The sequence below is a fragment of the Parathalassolituus penaei genome, assembly GCF_026626885.1.
Lineage (GTDB): Bacteria > Pseudomonadota > Gammaproteobacteria > Pseudomonadales > Oceanobacteraceae > Oceanobacter > Oceanobacter penaei.
Genome location: NZ_JAPNOA010000018.1, coordinates 57397 through 77338 on the forward strand (window position 1 = coordinate 57397; position 19942 = coordinate 77338).

Below are 19942 nucleotides of genomic sequence, written 5' to 3' on the forward strand. Positions count from 1 at the left end.
GCAGGAGGCAGACACATGAGCAAGATCACTGTAACTGTACCTGACATTGGTGGTGCAGAAGAGGTTGATGTAATTGACGTAGCCGTGAAGGTGGGTGACATCATCGCGGTGGATCAGGACCTGATCACCCTGGAAACCGACAAGGCTTCCATGGACGTACCAAGCTCTCACGCTGGTAAAGTGGTTGAGATCCTGATCAAGGTTGGCGACAAAGCCAACGAAGGTACTGCCATTCTGGTAGTTGAGACCGAAGGCGGTGCAGCTGAGCCTGCACCGGCTGCGGCCGCAGCGCCTGCACCAGCCGCGGCTCCTGCCGCCGCTGCTGCGCCAGCTCCGGTTGCTGCTCTGGCAGCAGCGGGTGGTACCCAGGCTATCGAACTGAAAGTTCCGGATCTCGGCGGCGCTGATGAAGTGACCGTTATCGAGCTCTGTGTGGCTCCAGGCACCAAGGTGTCTGCAGAAGAGTCCCTGGTCGTGCTCGAGAGCGACAAGGCTTCCATGGACATCCCTGCTCCGCAGGATGGTGTGATTGTAAGCTTCAAGGTTGCTGTTGGTGCCAAGGTCAAGGAAGGCGATGTGTATGCAGTGATTGAAGTGGGTGCTTCCGCTTCTGCCGCTGTACCCGCTGCTGCTCCGGCAGCAGCGGCAGCTCCGGCTGCTCCTGCACTGGTTGCTGCGCCTGCGCCTGCTGCTGCTCCAGCGGCCGCCGCTGCTGAAGTTGAACTGCCACTGCCTGACCTGGGCGGTGTTGACGGTGTGACCGTTATTGAACTCTGTGTGGCTCCTGGTACTGCCGTTAAAGCAGAAGAGTCCCTGATTGTTCTGGAAAGCGACAAGGCTTCCATGGACGTTCCGGCTCCTGCAGATGGCGTGCTGATTGGCTTCAAGGTCAAGCTGGGCGACAAGGTTAGCCAGGGTGACATCTACGCCGTGTTCCGTACCGGTGGTGCTGCTCCTGCCGCTGCGCCAGCCCCGGCTGCTGCTCCTGCTCCTGCTCCAGTAGCCGCTGCTCCGGCACCGGTTGCTGCTGCTCCGGCACCTGCCGCTGCTGCTCCGGCTGCTGCTGAAGAACCCGTGGGCAATGTGTCTGGCGTATACGCTGGTCCATCTTCCCGTCGTATGGCTCGTCAGCTGGGTGTGGATCTGTCCAAGGTTAAAGGCACCGGTATCCGTGGCCGTATCACCAAGGATGACATCCGTGCTTACGTGAAGTCTGCTCTGGAACGTGCTGAAAAAGCTCCAGTAGCGGCTGCTGCTGTGACCGGTGGTTCTGGCATTCCGCCAATTCCTGCCGTTGATTTCGCCCAGTTCGGCGAGATCGAAATGGTCAAGATGAGCAAGATCAAGAAGGTGACTGCGGCGAACATGACTCGTGCCTGGCTGAACGTGCCACACGTGACCCAGTTCGACGACGCCGACATCACCGATCTGGAAGCGTTCCGCGCCAGCATGAAAGCCGAGTCTGAAAAGGCTGGCGTCAAGCTGACCCCGCTGCCATTCCTGATCAAGGCAGTTGCCATGGCACTGCGCGCTGAGCCTAGCTTCAACGTGTCTCTGCATCATGACGGTGAGCACATCGTTCAGAAGAACTACGTGCACATCGGTATCGCTTGCGATACACCAAACGGCCTGATGGTTCCGGTTCTGCGTGATGCCGACAAGAAAGGTATCTACCAGATCGCCAAGGAAGCCAACGAGCTGATCAAGGCTGCCCGTGATGGCAAGCTGAAGCCTCGCGATATGCAAGGCGGCTGCTTCACCATCTCCAGCCTCGGTGCTATGGGTGGTAATGGCTTTACTCCGATCGTTAACGCGCCAGAAGTGGCCATCCTGGGTGTATCTCGTGCCCAGATGAAGCCAGTCTGGAATGGTAAGGAATTCGTGCCGCGCAACATGTTGCCGCTGGCGGTTTCCTACGACCACCGTGCGATCAACGGTGCTGACTGTGGCCGCTTCTTCACCACTCTGGTGGCGCTGATCGGCGACATCCGTCGCATCCTGCTGTAACCCGAAGCCCCGCACCTGATCAGTGCGGGGTGTCGGTTCCTCGTTCGGTTTTCCGATGGGGAGTAACAGGGTCTGTATATTTGGGGCGGACCCTGTCTGATCATTAGCAACTGCTTTCACCGGCCTCTGGCCGGTTTTTTTATGCCTGTTTGCAGGCCCTGTCGTTTGATTCGTTGGGCAATTCCTTTGCCGTTTTCTTTTGCCGATTTCTTTTGCTGTTTCCCGTTATTGTTTTTTCTTTGCCGGATTTCCTTTTCTGTTGCTGTGCGGCTGACGCTGGTTTGGCAGGTGCTGGTTCGGCTGACACTTGATGCGGCCGACTCTGGTGCCTTGCTGAGTGTTTACATCCTTAGACGACACTTGTGATTGGTCGGCGATTCTCCGGCACTTCCCATCGGAAAATAAACCTGGGGCCGTTTGGGTCTTTCTCCGCCTCAACTCCCGGATTGCAGCGCCATACTGTGCAACATACAAGCAAGACAATGGCTCATTCAGCTGCCCCAGTCATTGCCCACTGTTTTTCTTCACATAGCGATTCTGCGAAGGTTCGTATTGATCATGACCATTGATTCTCACTGGCCGCCCTCCTTGGTTTTGGCAACCCGTGCAGCCGCTACTCGTTCTGGTACACCCCGTTTTTTCAGAGAGTATTCAGGATTGATCAGGTGTCCACCGTTGTTGAGATAGTATTTGGTGTCCATGCCCAGCTGCAGTGCTTGCCACAGCAGGTCTTCGACCGACTCTGGCAGCATCAAGTCGTTGTTCCGGGTGGGCTTTGCCTCGCTCGCAATCACATACAAAGCATCGACTGACGTCAAAATGGCGGATGCATCCATGGACAAGTCGTCAGGCAGGCAATGCAACGTCGAGCTGCGACAATAACGCGTGGCATGGACTACAGAATCACGGGACGCCAACGAGCTTGGAGCAATGATCAGAGCATGCATTCCAATCATTTGCGCCAACAAGTTAGACGCCACGGCAGACGCTGACTCGCTACAAAACACTACGCCGACCGTTTTGCGAGATGTCGCAGGCAGGTATTGCAACCGACAGGCACCGACAGCTTCCAGTCCTATAAAGGCATGATTCATCCGGAACGGCTGGGTGTAACTGGCGGGATCAATCAACGCCGCCTTGAGTGCTTCAGTGTCGCAGGCACCTGTGACCTCTAACAGGTAGCGAACAAACGTTGATTCCGGCTTGTATGAGCAACACCAGTGCAGCAGCAGCCAGCGGTGAACACTGTCGTCGTCGGTCTCGCAATCGAGATCGGCAAAATCATAAACAGGTTCACCGAGGGCAGCTTCCAGACGTTGAGCAACAGGGCGCATGGATTCGCGCCATTGCAGAAATGGATTGTCGCCCGTTTTCCAATCGTCCCAGTCCTCGTCATACCAAGGCGGGCCTGGTACAAATTCAATGAGGGCTTCGGCGGGTGAGAGTTCCGACAAACGCCGCAGTGACCAGCGCTCATCCCCGCGATTGTCTGGCCCATCGAATATTGGCGTAACAGCGCTGACCTCCGCCGAGCGCGCTAGAAAGTCGACCATATCGGTGGGGAACAGGGCTTGGTTGCGAAGCCAGTCAATAAAATCGGTAACAGGCAGACAGGCTGGAGTATCCGGATCAAAGTTATCAAAAAAATGTACCCAGCCTGCATCCGCGACAGAGGCCCTGAGCTTCGCCGTCAGCTCGATCGCCAGCGGGCCTGCATCAACGGGTGCCACTTCCAAGCTCTGCAACAGCACGGTCAGCGACGCCAGTGGGTTAATGTACGGCCATTGCTGACCCGCGGGGGGCTCCAAAAGCTCAATGCTACCGCCCTCAAAACCACTCAGCAGAGCCACCCGGTCAGGTGCCAGCGCCGACGTTGGCAGCACTTTTATCAGCTTCTCGATATCTACCATTGTCCATCCTTGAATACTTCATCAGCCAAGCGATTCTTCCCCTTTGGACGACATGCATAAGGGCATTGAAACAGAAGCCGCGAACAGCTTTTTATGTGTCATCTCCTATGCCCTGCAAGTACGATCAGTTCAAGTCGCCTCAATCCAGATATATCGACAACCCAATAACGGCAAGCAGTGTTTTGAGCTGAGACTTCATGGGAGGTAAAGACTTTGATGCCTTTGGGGTTAACCTCGTTCTGATCCCGCAAATCCGCAATACCAGAATTACAACCAGAATGGGAATGACTATGGGAATCAGAGCAATGCCTGGGGCTATCCAGAAAAGTAGCGCATAGACTGGCATGATAAAAACCAGCAGAGGACCAAGTTGGAAAATCAGGTAGAAGACTTCCATAAACAAAACGGTTGCCACAATAACTTCTTCTGGAATTTGAATCGATCGAGCTGGAATGCGCCGCTCTTTATTTGGCTTCATCTGTCATCCCTTCCTGTTGTGGCATCCGGTTTAACATGTCAGTACGACATATTGTGTCGTACTGGTTGAATGGCAATTTCAGAATTACTACATGCCGCGCTGGCCTTCCATGAGAAGTACTATTCCATGGTAGCGGGCTGGTTTCGGTGCAGCTGCAGGAGCGAGGTCTGTGATGAGTACTGGAACCTCTCAGAATTGATTTTTGGGGTGCTAAAGGGGCCAGGTCGCTCCCGAATGGATTTGGCGGCGTTTGGTATTTGTCGAATGCAGAGAAGCTTCTACTTACAGCAGTGGTCGTGAGTGATAGAGGGCCGCGGCACCCCGTAACAATGCAATGATCAACGTCGGTTCAGTCATTAACACCTGCCGAAGCTGATCTGACAGGGCGGTCGTTCATAAACTGAGTCAAGCCTGACCGTGCAGATTGGGAAAATAACGTCTGCAGCATTCGCCTGGTCTCGGATACGCAAATCCTGTGACATCCTCGCCGCGCTCAATTAAGATAAATTCACTTTAAAAGTGATCTTTTGATCTCCTTAAGATCAAAAATCACAATAATCTTCAGCAAGCGCTTTTGCCGTTTTGCAGATCAAAAAGGGCTATGGGGATGATCAAATGTCACCTGTCTCGCATTATGGGCGAGAAAAAACTGAAGATCGCAGACGTTACCAGAGCCACTGGTATCAACCGTGGCACCATCACCCGCTTGTATCAGGAAACCGCGCTTCGCGTGGAATTCGACGTACTGGAGCAGCTGTGCCGGTATCTCGATTGTGACATCAAGGAACTGCTGGAAATTCAGCCAGACACCTGACATTGCCAGAGCGTTTACCATTCAAATTCCAAAAGGCTGTTGCATGCAGCGGCAGCCTTGAGCAAGGACCAATATGGCCATCAAGAAAACAGATCTGTACGCTCGTTTATGGGCCAGCTGTGACCAACTGCGCGGTGGTATGGATGCCAGCCAGTACAAGGATTACATCCTCACCCTGCTGTTCGTAAAGTTCGTCTCCGACAAGGCAAAAAACGACCCTTACGCCATGATCGATGTACCAGAAGGTTGTTTCTTTGAGGACTTTGTTGCCCTCAAGGGCAGCAAGGAAATCGGCGAACAGATTGATATCAAAATCGCGGCCATAGCAGATGCCAATGATTTGGTTGGTGTTATTACCCAGGCCCACTTCAACGACGAAGACAAGCTTGGCAAAGGCAAGGAAATGCAGGACCGCCTCAGCAAGCTGATTGGTGTGTTCGAAGGGCTGGAGCTGGCGTCCAATCGTGCCAATGATGACGACTTGCTGGGTGATGCCTACGAATATCTGATGCGCCACTTCGCTACGGAATCCGGCAAATCCAAGGGCCAGTTTTATACACCTTCAGAAGTGTCTCGCGTACTGGCACAGGTGGTGGGCATTACCAAAGACACACCACAGGATGTCACTGTATATGATCCGACATGTGGGTCAGGTTCCTTGTTATTAAAAGCCAGTGATCAGTCTTCGAATAGCTTGAGCCTTTATGGGCAAGAAAAAGACTCCAGTACATCAGCCCTGGCCAAGATGAACTTCATCTTGCATGGACATGAATCCGATGTGCACTGTGTAGTCCATGCCAATACGCTGTCGTCCCCTGCGTTTATTGGCGAAAATAACCAACTCAAGACCTTTGACTTTGTTGTCGCCAACCCGCCGTTCTCTTCGAAGAACTGGACGGATGGTGTCAGCCCCGACAACGACGAGTACGGACGCTTTGAATGGGGTGTTCCGCCCGAGAAAAACGGTGATTTCGCCTTTTTGCTGCACATCATCAAAAGCCTGAAAAGCAACGGCAAAGGCGCCGTGATTCTGCCCCATGGCGTGCTGTTCCGGGGTAATGCCGAAGCCCGCATCCGCGAAAACCTGCTCAAGCAGGGTTATATCAAGGGCATTATTGGCCTGCCTGCCAACCTGTTTTACGGCACCGGTATTCCGGCTTGTATCATCCTGATCGACAAGGAACACCGCACCGCCGCCCGTTTTGACGACGACGGCAAGCCGATGGCCGGGCGTGATCTGTTTATGGTCGATGCCAGCAAAGGCTTTATGAAAGACGGCAACAAAAACCGTCTGCGCAGCCAGGACATTCACAAGATCGTGGATGCCTTTAACAACCAGCTGACGCTGCCGCGCTACAGCCGTCGGGTCAGTTTTAGCGAAATTGTCGCCAACGATTACAACCTCAATATTCCGCGTTATATCGACAGCAGCGAGCCCGAAGACCTGCATGACCTCACGGCCCACCTGCAAGGCGGGATTCCGGACAAGGATCTGGATGCCCTGCACGCCTTCTGGCAGGTATTCCCATCCTTGCGCAGCAGCCTGTTTGAACCGGCTCGTGAAGGCTACAGCCATGCCAAAGTCGCCGCCTCCGAGGTAAAAACCACCATCCTCAATCACCCGGAATTTGCCGCCTTTGCCAGCGCCAGCCTCCAGCCATTCAGCGACTGGGCCAACAACGCCCAGCTGGATGAAATCCGCCAGGGCGACATCCCCAAGGAACTGATCCTGCGTTGGTCCGAAGACCTGTTGCAGCGTTATGCCGCCGTGCCATTGATCAGCAAATACGATGTTTACCAGATTCTGATGGACTACTGGGCCGATACATTACAAGACGATGTCTACCTGCTAACGCAGGATGGCTGGCAAGCGGGCAGTGTCGTGCGCGAGCTGTTCCAGATCCTCGATGACAAAAACAAACCGAAATGGCCTGAAGCTCACGATTTCGAAGTGGGTACTGCCAAGGCCAAACGCCGTTACAAGGCCGATCTGATTCCCCGTGAGTTAGTCGAACAGCGCTTTTTCAGTGATCGGATCAAGCAGCGAGATGCTGCCCGGCAACAACTGGAGCAGGCCGAACAGACACTGGAATCCCTGCTGGAAGAACACAACAACGAAGACGACCTGCTAGCCGCCGCCAAAGACGACGCGGGCAAACCGACCGACAAACTGATCAAGGTCCGTCTGAAAGAGCCTGGCGTTGATAGCGAAGAAGCCGCTGCATTAACCCTCTGCCAGGCGGCGATCAAAGCCATTGCCACCGCCAAAGCCACGCTGAAACAGGCACAGGAAGCGCTGGATATCGCCACCTTCAACCAGTACGCCGAACTCGACGAAGACGACATCAAGGCGCTGCTGGTCGATGACAAATGGCTGGCGACCCTGCAACGCCAGGTCGAAGCCGAAATTGAGCGCGTCACCCAGCAACTGGCCAGCCGCGTCAAACAACTGGAAGAACGTTATCACCAGCCGCTGCCACAGATCGAACAGTCGGTAGAACAGCTCAGTAACCGCGTGGCAGAACACCTGAAAGCCATGGGGCTGGAGTGGACGCTATGACAGACACACCCGCGAACCTCACCGCAGCCAGCCTGAAGCAACTGGTTCAGGCCATCAGCGCCCGCATCGAGCAGGCCCGTGCCCAGGTCAAACAGGCCGTTAACAGCGCTATGGTCGACAGCTACTGGGAAATTGGCCGCCTGATCGTTGAAGACGAACAGCAGGGCCAAACCCGCGCCGCCTACGGCAAACAGCAACTGCAACAGCTCTCGCAACAACTGACGGAACGGCTGGGCAAGGGTTTTGACGTCACTAACTTGCGTAATATGCGCGCCTTTTATCTGGCCTTCCCGATTCGAGAGACAGTGTCTCCCGAATTAAGCTGGTCGCATTACAACCGCCTCAGCAAACTGGAAAACCCTGCCGCTCGCGACTGGTATCAGCAAGAAACCATCAGCCAGCACTGGAGTGTGCGGGCGCTTGATCGCCAGATCAGCACGCTTTACTACGAACGCCTGTTAGCCAGCCAGAACAAAGCCCTGGTGGAACAGGAAGCCACCGGGCACACCCGGCCATTGGCTGACAGCGCCCAGGATTACCTGCGTGACCCTTACGTGCTCGACTTTCTCAACCTGCAAGACAAAACCTACCGCGAAAGCGAACTGGAGCAGGCCATTATCAGCAACCTGCAACACTTCCTGCTGGAGCTGGGCAAAGGTTTTGCCTTTGTTGAACGCCAGCAACGGCTACGCTTTGACGATCAGGACTTCTACATCGACCTGGTGTTTTACAACTACAAGCTCAAGTGTTTTCTGCTGGTCGACCTGAAACTGGGCAAACTCAGCCATCAGGACGTAGGCCAGATGGACACCTACGTGCGCCTGTACAACGAACAGAAAAAAGAACCCGGCGATAACCCCACCATTGGCCTGATCCTGTGCAGTGAAAAAAGCGAAGCGGTGGTGAAATATTCGGTACTGGCTGATAACCAGCAACTGTTTGCCGCCAAATACCTGCCGTACCTGCCCAGCGAAGAACAACTCCGCGCCGAACTGCAACGAGAGCGCCAACAGGCCCAGCAAACACTGGCAACCCAACCCGACGCAGGAGAAGACCTATGAACCCCGGTATTGCCGATCGCTCGGTTGGCTATCAAACCCTGGAGAACAACGGTGCTGCAACCCCGGCGCTGGAAACCGCCAACGACTGCCCGAAGGGATATAAACGGACAGAGGTTGGGGTAATACCCGAGGATTGGGATGTCCAAAAATTTGGAGATATTTGTTTGCTGATAAACGGTCGAGGATTCAAACCGTATGAGTGGGGTATTGAAGGATTACCAATTATCCGAATTCAAAATTTAAATGGCTCTGATGAATACAACTATTACCAAGGCATCTACGATTCAAAAATATTTATTAAAACTGGTCAGCTTCTTTTTGCATGGTCAGGAAGTCGAGGAACGTCGTTTGGCCCTCATGTTTGGAAGGGCGGAGATGCGCTTCTTAATTACCATACATGGAAATTAGTGGTTCGAAACGAGTCGATTGATGAGCAATATTTTTTTCATATCCTTAAAGATTTGACAAAAAGAATTGAAGAGGCTGCACATGGTGCATCTGCTCTAGTACATACTCAAAAAGGAGAAATGGAAAATTTTTATGTTCCATTTCCCCCAAAGAAAGAACAAACCGCTATCGCCAACGCGCTTTCCGATATCGACGCCCTAATCTCCGAGCTGGATACCCTGATCGCCAAAAAACAGGCCATCAAAACCGCCACCATGCAGCAACTGCTCACAGGCCGCACCCGCCTGCCTACCTTTGCCAAACGGGAAGATGGGACGGACAAGGGCTATAAACCGAGCGAGCTGGGAGAAATACCGGAGGATTGGGAGGTTATACCTCTAGGAAAAATAGCAATAATTGAAAGAGGTAAATTTACCGCTCGGCCACGAAACGACCCAAAATATTTTGGAGGGTCGATACCATTCATTCAAACTGGCGATATTTCTAGGTCAAATGGTTGGGAAGTATCATACAGTCAAACTTTAAATAAAGATGGTGTGGAAGTGAGTCGTCTTTTTCCTGGAAACTCCCTTTATTTTACTATTGCAGCAAATATCGGAGACGTTGCAGTTGTTAAATTTGAAGCAGCTTGCCCCGATAGTTTGGTTGTTTTAAGTGAATATAATGATTTTTGTAAAATATGGCTTTTTTATGCTTTATCAAGAGAAAAAGGTAATTTTGAGTCCTTGGCAACATCAAACGCTCAATCAAACCTGAATTTAGAAAAATTAAATCCATATTTAATAGCTGTCCCGCCATTAAATGAACAAACCGCTATCGCTAATATCCTCTCCGATATGGATACCGAAATCACCGCCCTGCAACAGCGCCAGCAGAAAACCCGTCAGATCAAACAGGGCATGATGCAGGAGTTATTAACCGGCCGGACGCGGTTGCTGTGATTTACACCAGCATGAATCCTCAAAAGGCTCTGATCTGGCGGATTGTTCATCGCGATAATCTGCCGTGGATTCTGGCCAATGGTCTGTATGCCGGAAACCACGCTCACAAGGCCGAGCGCTGGTGCATCAGCATTGCCCGGTATCGTCATTACTTGGGCTGGTGTGTTACAACGAAGCGATGAAAGCTCAACTAGAACAACAGTTACAACAGGCGGGTGTGTCGCTTCCGGTCGAAGTGCGCCCAGGGTGGTATTTCTGATGATCCGATACACAACAGGCAACCTGCTGGAAGCGGATGTCGATGCACTGGTGAATACCGTGAACACCGTAGGGGTAATGGGTAAAGGCATCGCCTTGATGTTCAAGGAGCGTTTTCCCGCCAACATGCGTGCTTACGCATTGGCCTGCAAACAGCAGCAGGTGCAAACCGGCCAGATGTTTGTGACCGAAACCGGCGAGCTATCCGGGCCTAAATGGATCGTGAATTTCCCCACCAAACAGCACTGGCGTAGCCCGTCCCGAATGGAGTGGATAGATACAGGTCTGCAAGATCTCAAGCGTTTTATTTGTGAACAACAGGTGCGCTCTATTGCTATTCCTCCACTTGGCGCAGGCAATGGAGGATTGGCATGGGAGCAGGTAAAGCCACGAATCGAACAGACGTTAGCTGATCTCGATAACGTTGATGTGCTGATCTACGAGCCGACCGCCAGATACCAGAACGTTGCCAAACCTCAGGGCGTTAAAGCGCTTACACCGGCCCGCGCCATGATCGCTGAGCTGGTACGACGTTATTGGACGCTGGGCATTGATTGCAGCCTGCTGGAAATCCAGAAACTGGCCTGGTTTCTTCAACGAGCGATTCAGCAGAATGGTCAGCAGGATGTGCTGAAACTGAATTTTCAGGCGCTGAACTACGGCCCATATGCCAATAATCTGGATCACCTGCTGAATGCTCTGGATGGCAGTTACCTGAAAGCCGACAAGCGCATACCGGACAGCGACCCTCTGGATGTGATCTGGTTTCGGGATGATCAAAAAGCCACACTCGATGCCTGGTTTAAATCTGAAGGCAAAGATTGGATTCCAACGCTGGATCAAGCCGCTCAAACCATTGAGGGCTTTGAATCGCCGTTCGGAATGGAGTTACTGTCGACCGTCGACTGGGCCATCAGCCGCATGCACGCAGACCCAACGCTTGAAGGTATCCGGACAGCGATCAGCCAATGGCCTGCGGGGCCGCAATGGGCAGCACGCAAACAACAGCTGTTTGGCGACCAGCATTTGCAAATGGCGTTGGACCGGCTTGTTGACCAGAGCCGCCAATTGGGTTGACTGTCTGGGTGATTGCACGCCTGAAACGGCTAAAAAATACCTATAACCATTTGAAATTAAAAACAAAAATTTGGTTGGCTAATGGTTGACTGGGCAGGCCAATGCCGGGTTTGTTGGCAACTTTATTTGGCACGATTTTCTTTGATCGTTGTTTGACTGAATGAGTTAAAACAGTCTGAACTTCTGGTTTTTTAAACCTATATTTTTGATTTTATTAGAAAATTTCAGACTTATTTGTTTGATGGTTGTTTGATTCCACGTTCGTACAGGGAGTAGAAGAATGAGCGATGTAGGCCAGCGTGAACGAGTTACCCAAAACCGTGTGGTACAACTTTTCTGCAAGGATCTGGGCTATCGCTACCTGGGCAACTGGCACTCCCGCGAGGGCAATCGCAATATCGACAACGAGTTACTGACTCCCTGGTTAAAGCAGCGTGGTGTTGGTGAGGTGCAGCTGAATCGTGTGTTTCGCGAGCTGGAGTCGGCGGCGGCGCTGGGTGAAGGTAAACAGCTGTACGACGTGAATCGGGCGGTTTATCAACTGTTGCGTTACGGCGTGAAGGTCAGTGAAGGCGCTGGTGAAAAAAAGCAGACTGTCTGGCTGATCGACTGGAAAAATCCTGAGGCCAATGACTTCGCGCTTGCTGAAGAGGTGTCTATTCAGGGGGAGCTGAAAAAACGCCCGGATCTGGTGTTGTATGTGAACGGCATTGCGCTGGCTGTGATCGAGCTGAAGCGCTCGTCGGTGAGTGTATCGGAAGGCATTCGCCAGAATCTGGATAACCAGAGTCAGGGATTTATTCGCAGTTTTTTCTCCACCATCCAGTTAGTCATGGCCGGTAATGATAGCCAGGGCTTGCGCTACGGGGTTATCAATACGCCGGAGAAGTTTTATCTGGAATGGCAGGAGGAGGCTGACAGTCTCTTCGACTACAAGCTGGATCACGACCTGCAGTGCCTGTGCAATAAACGACGTTTTTTGCAGATTATTCATGACTTTATGGTGTTTGATGCCGGAATCAAGAAAACCTGCCGCCATAATCAGTATTTCGGCATTGAGGCCGCCAGGCGATTTATAGACCGCCGTGAAGGCGGCATCATCTGGCACACGCAAGGGTCCGGCAAGAGCCTGACCATGGTGTGGCTGGCCAAATGGATTCGGGAAAATGTTACGGATTCCAGAGTGCTGCTGGTGACCGACCGAACCGAGCTGGATGATCAGATCAAATCGGTGTTTGAGGGGGTAGGGGAAGACATCTACCGGACTCGCAGCGGTGCCGATCTGGTGGCCCAACTTAACCGCAACGAGCATTGGCTGATCTGTTCGCTGGTACACAAGTTTGGCCGTTACACGGATGACGACGATGACGACAGGGTGTCAGAGCAGGCGACCCAGGCGTTTATTGCCGAGCTGAATGCATCCTTGCCCGCCGGGTTTGCCCCCAAAGGGCGGCTGTTTGTGTTTGTGGATGAGTGCCACCGGACCCAGTCTGGCAAGTTACACAAGGCGATGACGGCCATTTTGCCGGAGGCGCTGTTTATTGGTTTTACCGGCACTCCGCTGATGAAAAAGGACAAGAAAAAGTCGCTGGAAGTGTTCGGCCAATATATTCATACCTACAAATTCGATAAGGCGGTCAAGGATGGTGTGGTGCTGGATCTGCGCTACGAAGCGCGTGATATTGACCAGTACATCAGCTCGCCCAAAAAGATTGATGCCTGGTTTGAGAGCAAAACAGCCGGTCTTTCCAATATTGCCCGCTCCCAGCTGAAGCAGCGCTGGGGGTCTATGCAGACGCTGTTGTCGAGTCGATCGCGGCTGGCGCAGATCGTTGATGACATTCTGATGGATATGGAAACCAGACCACGTCTGAAGAGCGGCCGTGGCAATGCCATGCTGGTGTGTTCCAGCGTTTATCAGGCGTGCACCGTTTACGAGATGTTCAGCAAGACCGAGCTGAAAGACAAATGCGCCATCATCACCAGTTATCAGCCAACGGCATCCAGTATCAAGGGTGAAACGACCGGTGCGGGCGATACTGAAAAACTTCGGAAATATCAGATTTACCGGAAGATGCTGGCTGATTTTTTTGGCCAGACCGAGGACGAAGCCTCGGGTCGGGTTGCCGAGTTTGAACAATTGGTAAAAGAGAAATTTATCAAACAGCCAGGTCAGATGAAGCTGCTGATTGTGGTCGACAAGCTCCTGACCGGGTTTGATGCCCCTTCGGCGAGTTACCTTTATATCGACAAGCAGATGGCCGACCACAATTTGTTTCAGGCGATCTGTCGGGTTAACCGTCTTGATGACGATGGCAAGGAATATGGTTACATCGTCGACTATAAGGATCTGTTCAAATCCCTTGAAAAGTCGATCAAGGATTACACAGCCGAAGCCTTTGATGGATATGACCAGGATGATGTGGCGGGGTTGCTGAAAAACCGTCTGGAGCAAGGCCGGGAAGATCTGGAAAACGCTCTGGAAATGGTCAGGGCCTTGTGTGAACCGGTACCGGCACCACGAGACCTCAAGGATTATCAGCACTACTTCTGTGGCGTATCGGGCGAGAATCAGGATGATCTGCCGGAGAAAGAGGCCTTGCGTCTGTCCCTGTATCAGTTTGTCGCCAAATTGCTGCGTGCCTGGGCCAGCCTCGCCAATGAGATGAAGGAGGCCGGGTTCTCCGCGTCTGAAACCGAGGCCATTCGTGCCGAAGTGGTTCATTACGAGAAAATGCGCGATGGGATAAAGCTGGCCAGCGGTGACGCGTTGGACATGAAGCGTTTCGAGCCGGACATGCGCTATTTGCTGGACCAATACGTACGGGCGGAAGACAGTGAAACCCTGATGGACTTCGAGGAACTGGGGCTGCTGGAGTTGATCGTCGAGCGGGGCATCACAACGGGTACGCAGGGTTTGCCTGCGGATATTCGCAAGGATCCGGAAGCGATGGCAGAAACCATCGAGAACAACGTTCGCAAAACCATCGTCGATGAAAACCCGGTTAACCCGCGCTACTACGAGAAAATGTCGGCCTTGCTGGAGGAGTTGGTTCAGCAGCGACGCCAGAATGCCATTGCCTATCAGGAATACCTGGAGCAGATCCAGGCGTTATCCCGACAGGTTCTGCACCCGAACACCGCGCGAAAAGCCTACCCGGGTACGATTCAATCCTCGGCCCAGCAGGCACTGTATGACAACTTTGGTGAGGATGAGGTACTGGTCAGCAAAATTGATTTGGCGATTCGTTTCACCAAAAAAGCGGATTGGAAAGGCAGCCGAATGAAAGAAAAAGAAATTGCCAGAGCCATCAAACAGGAAACGGCAGGCTACGACATCGACATTGATAAGGTGATCGAACTGGCCCGGAATCAGCGCGACTATGACTGAGCAGGTGACCAGAGTTGTCTGAGTTGGAAATTGCTGGTCTGCGCATGCAGGTCAACCGCAAAAATATCAAAAACCTCCATATCAGCGTATTACCACCAGACGGCAGGATACGGCTGTCGGTGCCTCAGCACATGACGGACGTCGCCTTGAGAATGGCCGTGGCTTCCCGAATCCCGTGGATACGCAAGCAACAAAAAGACTTTGCCAACCAACCCCGCCAGTCAGACCGCCAGATGGTGAGTGGTGAGTCTCATTACCTGTGGGGGCAAAACTACCGGCTGGATGTGATTGAGAAACGTGCGAAGCACCATATTGCACTGGGTGGCAAACACATGCGCCTGACGGTGTCGCCAGCGACAACGCTGGATAATCGTGTGCTGGTGCTGACCGAGTTCTATCGGGCCCAGTTGAAAGAGCGTATCGAAAACCTGTTGCCGAAATGGACAGCGCGGATGGACCTCGGCGATGTCAGTTGGGGGGTCAAAAAGATGAAAACCCGATGGGGGAGTTGTAACGCCAAATCCCGTCGGATCTGGATAAATCTGGAGATGGCCAAAAAACCACCGGTTTGTCTGGAATACATCCTGGTCCATGAGTTGGTGCATTTACGGGAGCGTCATCACAACGATCGGTTTCGCGATCACATGAATCGCCTGCTTCCCGATTGGAAAGAGCGTCGACAGCAGCTGAATGCAACGCCATTAGGGTATGAAAACTGGCATTACTGAATGGTGTTTGCGGTGGGCCTCGGTCTGGTGCGATTTGACGCCGTGCGGCTATTACCTGAGGAATGAATCCTGCTGAGTTTCGAGTAGGCTGATTGTTGTAAGTCAGGCCTGATGTAGTGGTCAGCCAATTCTGGACACTAGGGACACTCTGAATAACTCTGCACAGCTCTGCGCGAGTGCTGCAGCGCGTGTGAGCAAGGCGACGAACGCAGCGAAATGACGAACCAACCTGGCCGGGTCCTTTTCAAGTTCGTCAACACCGCTCAAACACGCTGCAGCCCGCGCCCTTTGGGGCTTTCGGGATGGTGATGACTCGGTGTCGCCGGTTTTCAACGTAGCCCGCTATGCCATCAAACCGGCTTCGTGATTCATCACCATCCCGATAAGCCAGAGCGGGCACCGAGTTATTCAGAGGGTCCCTAGGTTCTTCTTCCGCAGCATGAGGTCTGATTCTTGCTGAGTGTTTACATCCTTAGACGACACTTGTGATTGGTCGGCGATTCTCCGGCACTTCCCGACAGCTCCTGACAGCACCTGACATCGCCTGCAGGCAGAATCAGACGATACAGTCCTGCATGAGATCGATGAATGAAAAAGCTGCTTACCAGTGTGTTGATGGTGTCCGGTGTGCTGATGGCCGCTGCGGTCCAGGCTGAGGATACTCCACCAAAACCACCAAAGATTCCGACCTTTGGTGAGCTGGATACCAACGGAGATGGCAAGATCAGTCGCAAAGAAGCGGAAGCAGATCACATGTTGTCAGACCGCTTCAGCAAATTTGACGAGAACGGTGATGGTTATCTGGTATGGTCAGAAATGCCAGCGCCGCCAGCTGGCGATAAAAAGCCAAAAGGGTTGGCCTCTGAATAATAAAAAAGGCGTCTGTGACGCCTTTTTTATTGAACTTCCTGTGGTCGTCTGAGCTGCTTTGAAAGCAACGACCGCTGTCTGAATGGAAGAGTGGCCTGGAGGTGCTGGCGAGACACGTTGTAACGTCTGGAGGTTCTATGCCTATTCCTGTTTCAGTCCCGCTTGACCCGCTTGAGGGATGGCAGGTACTGGATGATCTGATTCTTGATGCGCTGACTCGTCGTGGTGCCACTGGTGTGCTGATCGAAGAAGTGCGCTCCCGTATGAAGCTGGCGTGGGACGCCCATTGTTTCGAACATGTGCTGGATGTGGATGAGGCCGTTCTTGATTCGGTGGTGCAGCTGCAGAATGCCATGCAGGCTTATGTCACCCATCTGCTGTTTGATCGTTTGTTGCTGGAGATTGAGCTGGCGCGTCTGCGTGGCTTGCGTTGAGTTCTGTCTGGTCGTCTGAATGGCTATTGCATAGCCGATTGAATAACCTTCTGAGTTTTCTGGGTATTATATCTCTGACTGTCCGCTTTGCCGGGTTTTGGGGATTGTCAGACGATTTTAATCGGCATTATCACATCTTTGCGTTGTATTGTTCAGGAATCTGCAACGGATTTCCCTGTATGATGGGCATCTGTCCCATCCAGCAAGGTGAAAGATGGATCGTTTCCAGGAAATGCAGGTGTTTGTATCCGTGGTGGATGCCGCCAGTTTTGTTCGTGCGGCAGAATCCCTGGATATGTCAAAAGCAGCGGTATCCCGCTATATCAGTGATCTTGAAAGCCGTCTCGGCGTGCGTTTACTGCATCGTACGACCCGGCGGTTATCCCTGACGGGCGAAGGCTCGTTATTTTATGAGCGATGCAAATCCCTGTTGCAGGAACTGGATGAGGCCGAACGTGAGCTGTCCTGTTCCGCTGCCGAAGTCGGTGGAGTATTGCGCATCAATGCCCCCGTGAGTTTTGGTGTGTTGTATCTGGCGTCGGCCTGGGCCGGATTTCGCAAGCTGTACCCGAACGTGCAACTGGATATCACTCATAGTGATCGTGTGGTGGATCTGGTCGAAGAGGGTTATGACCTGGCGATCCGTATTGGCCAGCTGACCAGTTCCAGTCTGATTTCCCGTCGTCTTGGCACCACCAGTCTGGTGTTGTGTGCATCTCCTGAATATCTGCAAAAATCTCCGACGGTGACCTGTCCGGATGATCTTTTGAATCATTCCCTGCTGAGCTACAGCTACGCCAGTGGTGGTAACGAATGGCATTTTACCGGCCCTGACAGCGAGTCTCAGACTATTCGTTTCCAGCCTGCGGTACGCAGCAATACCGGTGATGTTTGCGCCACTCTGGCGCTGGAAGGTCAGGGGATTACCCTGCAGCCGCAGTTTATTGTGTCAGAGCATTTACGCTCCGGGCGTCTGGTGCCGATGTTGCCGGAATACACCGCACGTGAATCGGGGGTGTATGTGGTGTATCCAACGCGTCAATTCCTGGCACCCAAGGTGCGTGTGCTGATCGATTTCCTGGTGGAGTGGTTCGAGACTCCTCGCTGGTAAGTTTATGTAACCCCGAAGTCGGCCTGAGGGTCGTGTGGAGTAAAAGGTATGCCGGATTACGAACCCCAACATTCATTAGTGCTGAATCAGCCACAGCGCCCTCATCGCCTGTTGCTGCTTTTTCATGGTGTTGGATCATCGGCGCAAGATCTGGCTTCCCTCGGCACGCTGCTGGGGAATGAGGACCGGGACTGCATGGTGGTATCGGTGAATGCGCCGTTTCCGACCGATTTTGGTCAGGGCTGGCAGTGGTTTTCAGTCGGTTCTGTTACTGAGGAAAATCGCATTCGCCGGGTGGCAGAGGCCATGCCGCTGTTTGTGCAGTGTGTGCATTACTGGCAGAAGATGGCGCGGGTGTCCGCTGCTGATACCTGGCTGCTGGGTTTTTCCCAGGGCAGCATCATGGCGCTGGAGTCGCTGCGTGAGTCTTCGTTGCTGGCAGGGCATATTCTGGCAATTGCCGGGCGATTGGCCCGACCTATCGATGCTGCCACCGCGGATACCCGTGTGAGTCTGTTTCACGGCGAAAGCGATGGTGTGATTCCGGTGCAGCACAGTCTGGATGCTTGCCGTCAGCTGTGTGCGTTGGGTTTGACCGCCTCAGTGCAAACTTTCAGCAAACTTGGGCATGGCATCAATCAGGAGATGTTGCAGGCGCTGGTGTCGGCTTTTCTGGATGATCCGCACCGCGCCTGATTATCTGTGTTTCAGGAGGTCCCTGTATCGAACAGATCCTCCAGTGTAAAAACCTCGCCGCTGTGCTCGGCGCTATAACCGGCCAGCGCGTTCACGGACTGTCGAAACTCCTCACTGGCCAGCCGTTGCAGAAAGTTTTGCACGGTTGGCCATTCCAGTGTGCGCTGGTGACAGGCCAGCAAATACTGCTCACGTTCGATCGGAATAAACTCCAGGCCAAACTGGCTGGCAGCGGCTTGTACGCCAAAGCCGACATCGGCCATCCCCGCTGCCAAATGAGCCGCAACGGCTGAGTGGGTGTACTCCATCGGGCTGCCTTCCATGCGTTCAGTCAAATCCAGTTGTTGGCGACGCAATAACTCTTCCAGCAGCAGACGGGTGCCGGAACCGGGTTCGCGATTGATAAAACGGATGTCGGTGCGCTCCAGATCACTCAGATGATGAATTCCAAGCGGATTGCCGGCTTGCACCATCAAGCCTTGCTGGCGGGTGATAAATCGGATCAGCCGATGCGCGCGTGGTTTCAGTACCTTTTCGACGCGGGCGCGCATCTCGCTGCTGACGGCTTCTTCGGGCAGATGGAAACCGGCGATATCACATTGATCCCGTGCCATCGCCGCCAGTGCGTCCGAGCCGTACCGGTACTGCAAATCCAGATCAAACCCTTCTGCAAAACGTGGCAGCAGTTCTACCGCATAACCGTGGCTGGCGTGCAGGCGCAGGCGTGGGCGGCTGCCTTCCAGCAGGCGCGACAATTCCAGATTGAGTTCCGAGGTGATGTTGTCGAGTTGTGGCTCAAGGCGGGCGATCACCCGTTTTTCGGCCCATAACAGTTTTTGCCCGAGGGCAGTCAGGCTGGCGCCGCGGCCTTTTTCGAGATCAACCAGCGGGGTGCCAAAAAATTCGGCCCATTTGTTGAGCTGGTTCCAGGCGTGCCGATAGGAGATGCCAGTCTGACGGGCGGCGCTGGTGAGTTTTTTATCCTGCTCAATATGTCGCAACAGGACAAACAGCTGCGGGTCCAGTGTGCGACCCTGATCATCGCGAAACGACCATGTCGGAACAATGCTGATGCGGTGAATGGGTTTAGGCTCGGACATCGGTATAGGCACTTTTTTTCATATTTTGAATAAATCCGGTCGATGGTAATTTGAGCGCCACAATAATAGCAATGCACCAGCACTACTTCCGTGTATAT

General features: G+C 53.1%; 16 protein-coding genes. 13 read left to right on the forward strand and 3 right to left on the reverse strand.

Annotation, left to right across the window (positions count from 1 at the left end):
- Positions 1-15 precede the first annotated feature (15 nt).
- On the forward strand, positions 16-2007 hold the full coding sequence (aceF, locus tag OUO13_RS04970; protein ID WP_283172751.1) for a dihydrolipoyllysine-residue acetyltransferase: 1992 nt from the start codon (positions 16-18) through the stop codon (positions 2005-2007).
- Between the two features lie 572 nt (positions 2008-2579).
- Here aceF and OUO13_RS04975 read toward each other — a convergent pair.
- A complete protein-coding gene (locus tag OUO13_RS04975; protein ID WP_283172752.1) occupies positions 2580-3917 on the reverse strand; it encodes a hypothetical protein in 1338 nt (445 codons plus the stop codon).
- 139 nt (positions 3918-4056) lie between these two features.
- Entirely contained in the window at positions 4057-4395 is a 339-nt protein-coding gene (locus OUO13_RS04980; RefSeq protein WP_283172753.1) for a hypothetical protein, read from the reverse strand.
- A gap of 607 nt (positions 4396-5002) precedes the next feature.
- Between OUO13_RS04980 and OUO13_RS04985 the strand changes: the two genes are divergently transcribed.
- The 12 genes from OUO13_RS04985 (at position 5003) to ypfH (ending at position 18744) form a co-directional block, all read left to right on the forward strand.
- Complete coding sequence (locus tag OUO13_RS04985) at positions 5003-5209, forward strand: helix-turn-helix domain-containing protein (RefSeq protein WP_283172754.1); 207 nt, start codon at positions 5003-5005, stop codon at positions 5207-5209.
- Between the two features lie 73 nt (positions 5210-5282).
- Positions 5283-7769 carry a type I restriction-modification system subunit M gene (locus OUO13_RS04990; protein ID WP_283172755.1) on the forward strand — a complete coding sequence of 829 codons (2487 nt, stop codon included), beginning with the start codon at positions 5283-5285 and terminating at the stop codon, positions 7767-7769.
- Positions 7766-8830: a PDDEXK nuclease domain-containing protein gene (locus OUO13_RS04995; RefSeq protein ID WP_283172756.1), complete on the forward strand. Its 1065-nt coding sequence runs from the start codon at positions 7766-7768 to the stop codon at positions 8828-8830. Before OUO13_RS04990 ends, OUO13_RS04995 begins: the two co-directional genes overlap by 4 nt.
- Positions 8827-10179 carry a restriction endonuclease subunit S gene (locus OUO13_RS05000; RefSeq protein WP_283172757.1) on the forward strand — a complete coding sequence of 451 codons (1353 nt, stop codon included), beginning with the start codon at positions 8827-8829 and terminating at the stop codon, positions 10177-10179. Before OUO13_RS04995 ends, OUO13_RS05000 begins: the two co-directional genes overlap by 4 nt.
- A gap of 64 nt (positions 10180-10243) precedes the next feature.
- Positions 10244-10438: a DarT ssDNA thymidine ADP-ribosyltransferase family protein gene (locus tag OUO13_RS20035; protein WP_428982320.1), complete on the forward strand. Its 195-nt coding sequence runs from the start codon at positions 10244-10246 to the stop codon at positions 10436-10438.
- A complete protein-coding gene (gene darG / locus OUO13_RS05005) occupies positions 10438-11514 on the forward strand; it encodes a type II toxin-antitoxin system antitoxin DNA ADP-ribosyl glycohydrolase DarG (protein ID WP_283172758.1) in 1077 nt (358 codons plus the stop codon). The genes OUO13_RS20035 and darG overlap by 1 nt, the downstream gene beginning before the upstream one ends.
- Positions 11515-11794: 280 nt before the next feature.
- On the forward strand, positions 11795-14905 hold the full coding sequence (locus OUO13_RS05010) for a type I restriction endonuclease subunit R (RefSeq protein ID WP_283172759.1): 3111 nt from the start codon (positions 11795-11797) through the stop codon (positions 14903-14905).
- Positions 14906-14919: 14 nt separating this feature from the next.
- Positions 14920-15633, forward strand: a complete 714-nt coding sequence (locus tag OUO13_RS05015; RefSeq protein WP_283172760.1) for a M48 family metallopeptidase — start codon at positions 14920-14922, stop codon at positions 15631-15633.
- 588 nt (positions 15634-16221) lie between these two features.
- A complete protein-coding gene (locus OUO13_RS05020) occupies positions 16222-16503 on the forward strand; it encodes an EF-hand domain-containing protein (protein ID WP_283172761.1) in 282 nt (93 codons plus the stop codon).
- 137 nt (positions 16504-16640) lie between these two features.
- The gene (locus tag OUO13_RS05025) at positions 16641-16937 is read left to right on the forward strand and encodes a hypothetical protein (protein ID WP_283172762.1); all 297 of its coding nucleotides are present in this window, start codon (positions 16641-16643) and stop codon (positions 16935-16937) included.
- A gap of 214 nt (positions 16938-17151) precedes the next feature.
- On the forward strand, positions 17152-18048 hold the full coding sequence (locus tag OUO13_RS05030) for a LysR family transcriptional regulator (RefSeq protein WP_283172763.1): 897 nt from the start codon (positions 17152-17154) through the stop codon (positions 18046-18048).
- A 48-nt stretch (positions 18049-18096) separates the two neighbouring features.
- Positions 18097-18744: an esterase gene (ypfH, locus tag OUO13_RS05035; protein ID WP_283172764.1), complete on the forward strand. Its 648-nt coding sequence runs from the start codon at positions 18097-18099 to the stop codon at positions 18742-18744.
- 11 nt (positions 18745-18755) lie between these two features.
- Here ypfH and OUO13_RS05040 read toward each other — a convergent pair whose 3' ends face one another.
- Positions 18756-19844, reverse strand: coding sequence for a substrate-binding domain-containing protein (locus tag OUO13_RS05040; RefSeq protein ID WP_283172765.1), 1089 nt, complete (start codon positions 19842-19844; stop codon positions 18756-18758).
- Positions 19845-19942 lie beyond the last annotated feature (98 nt).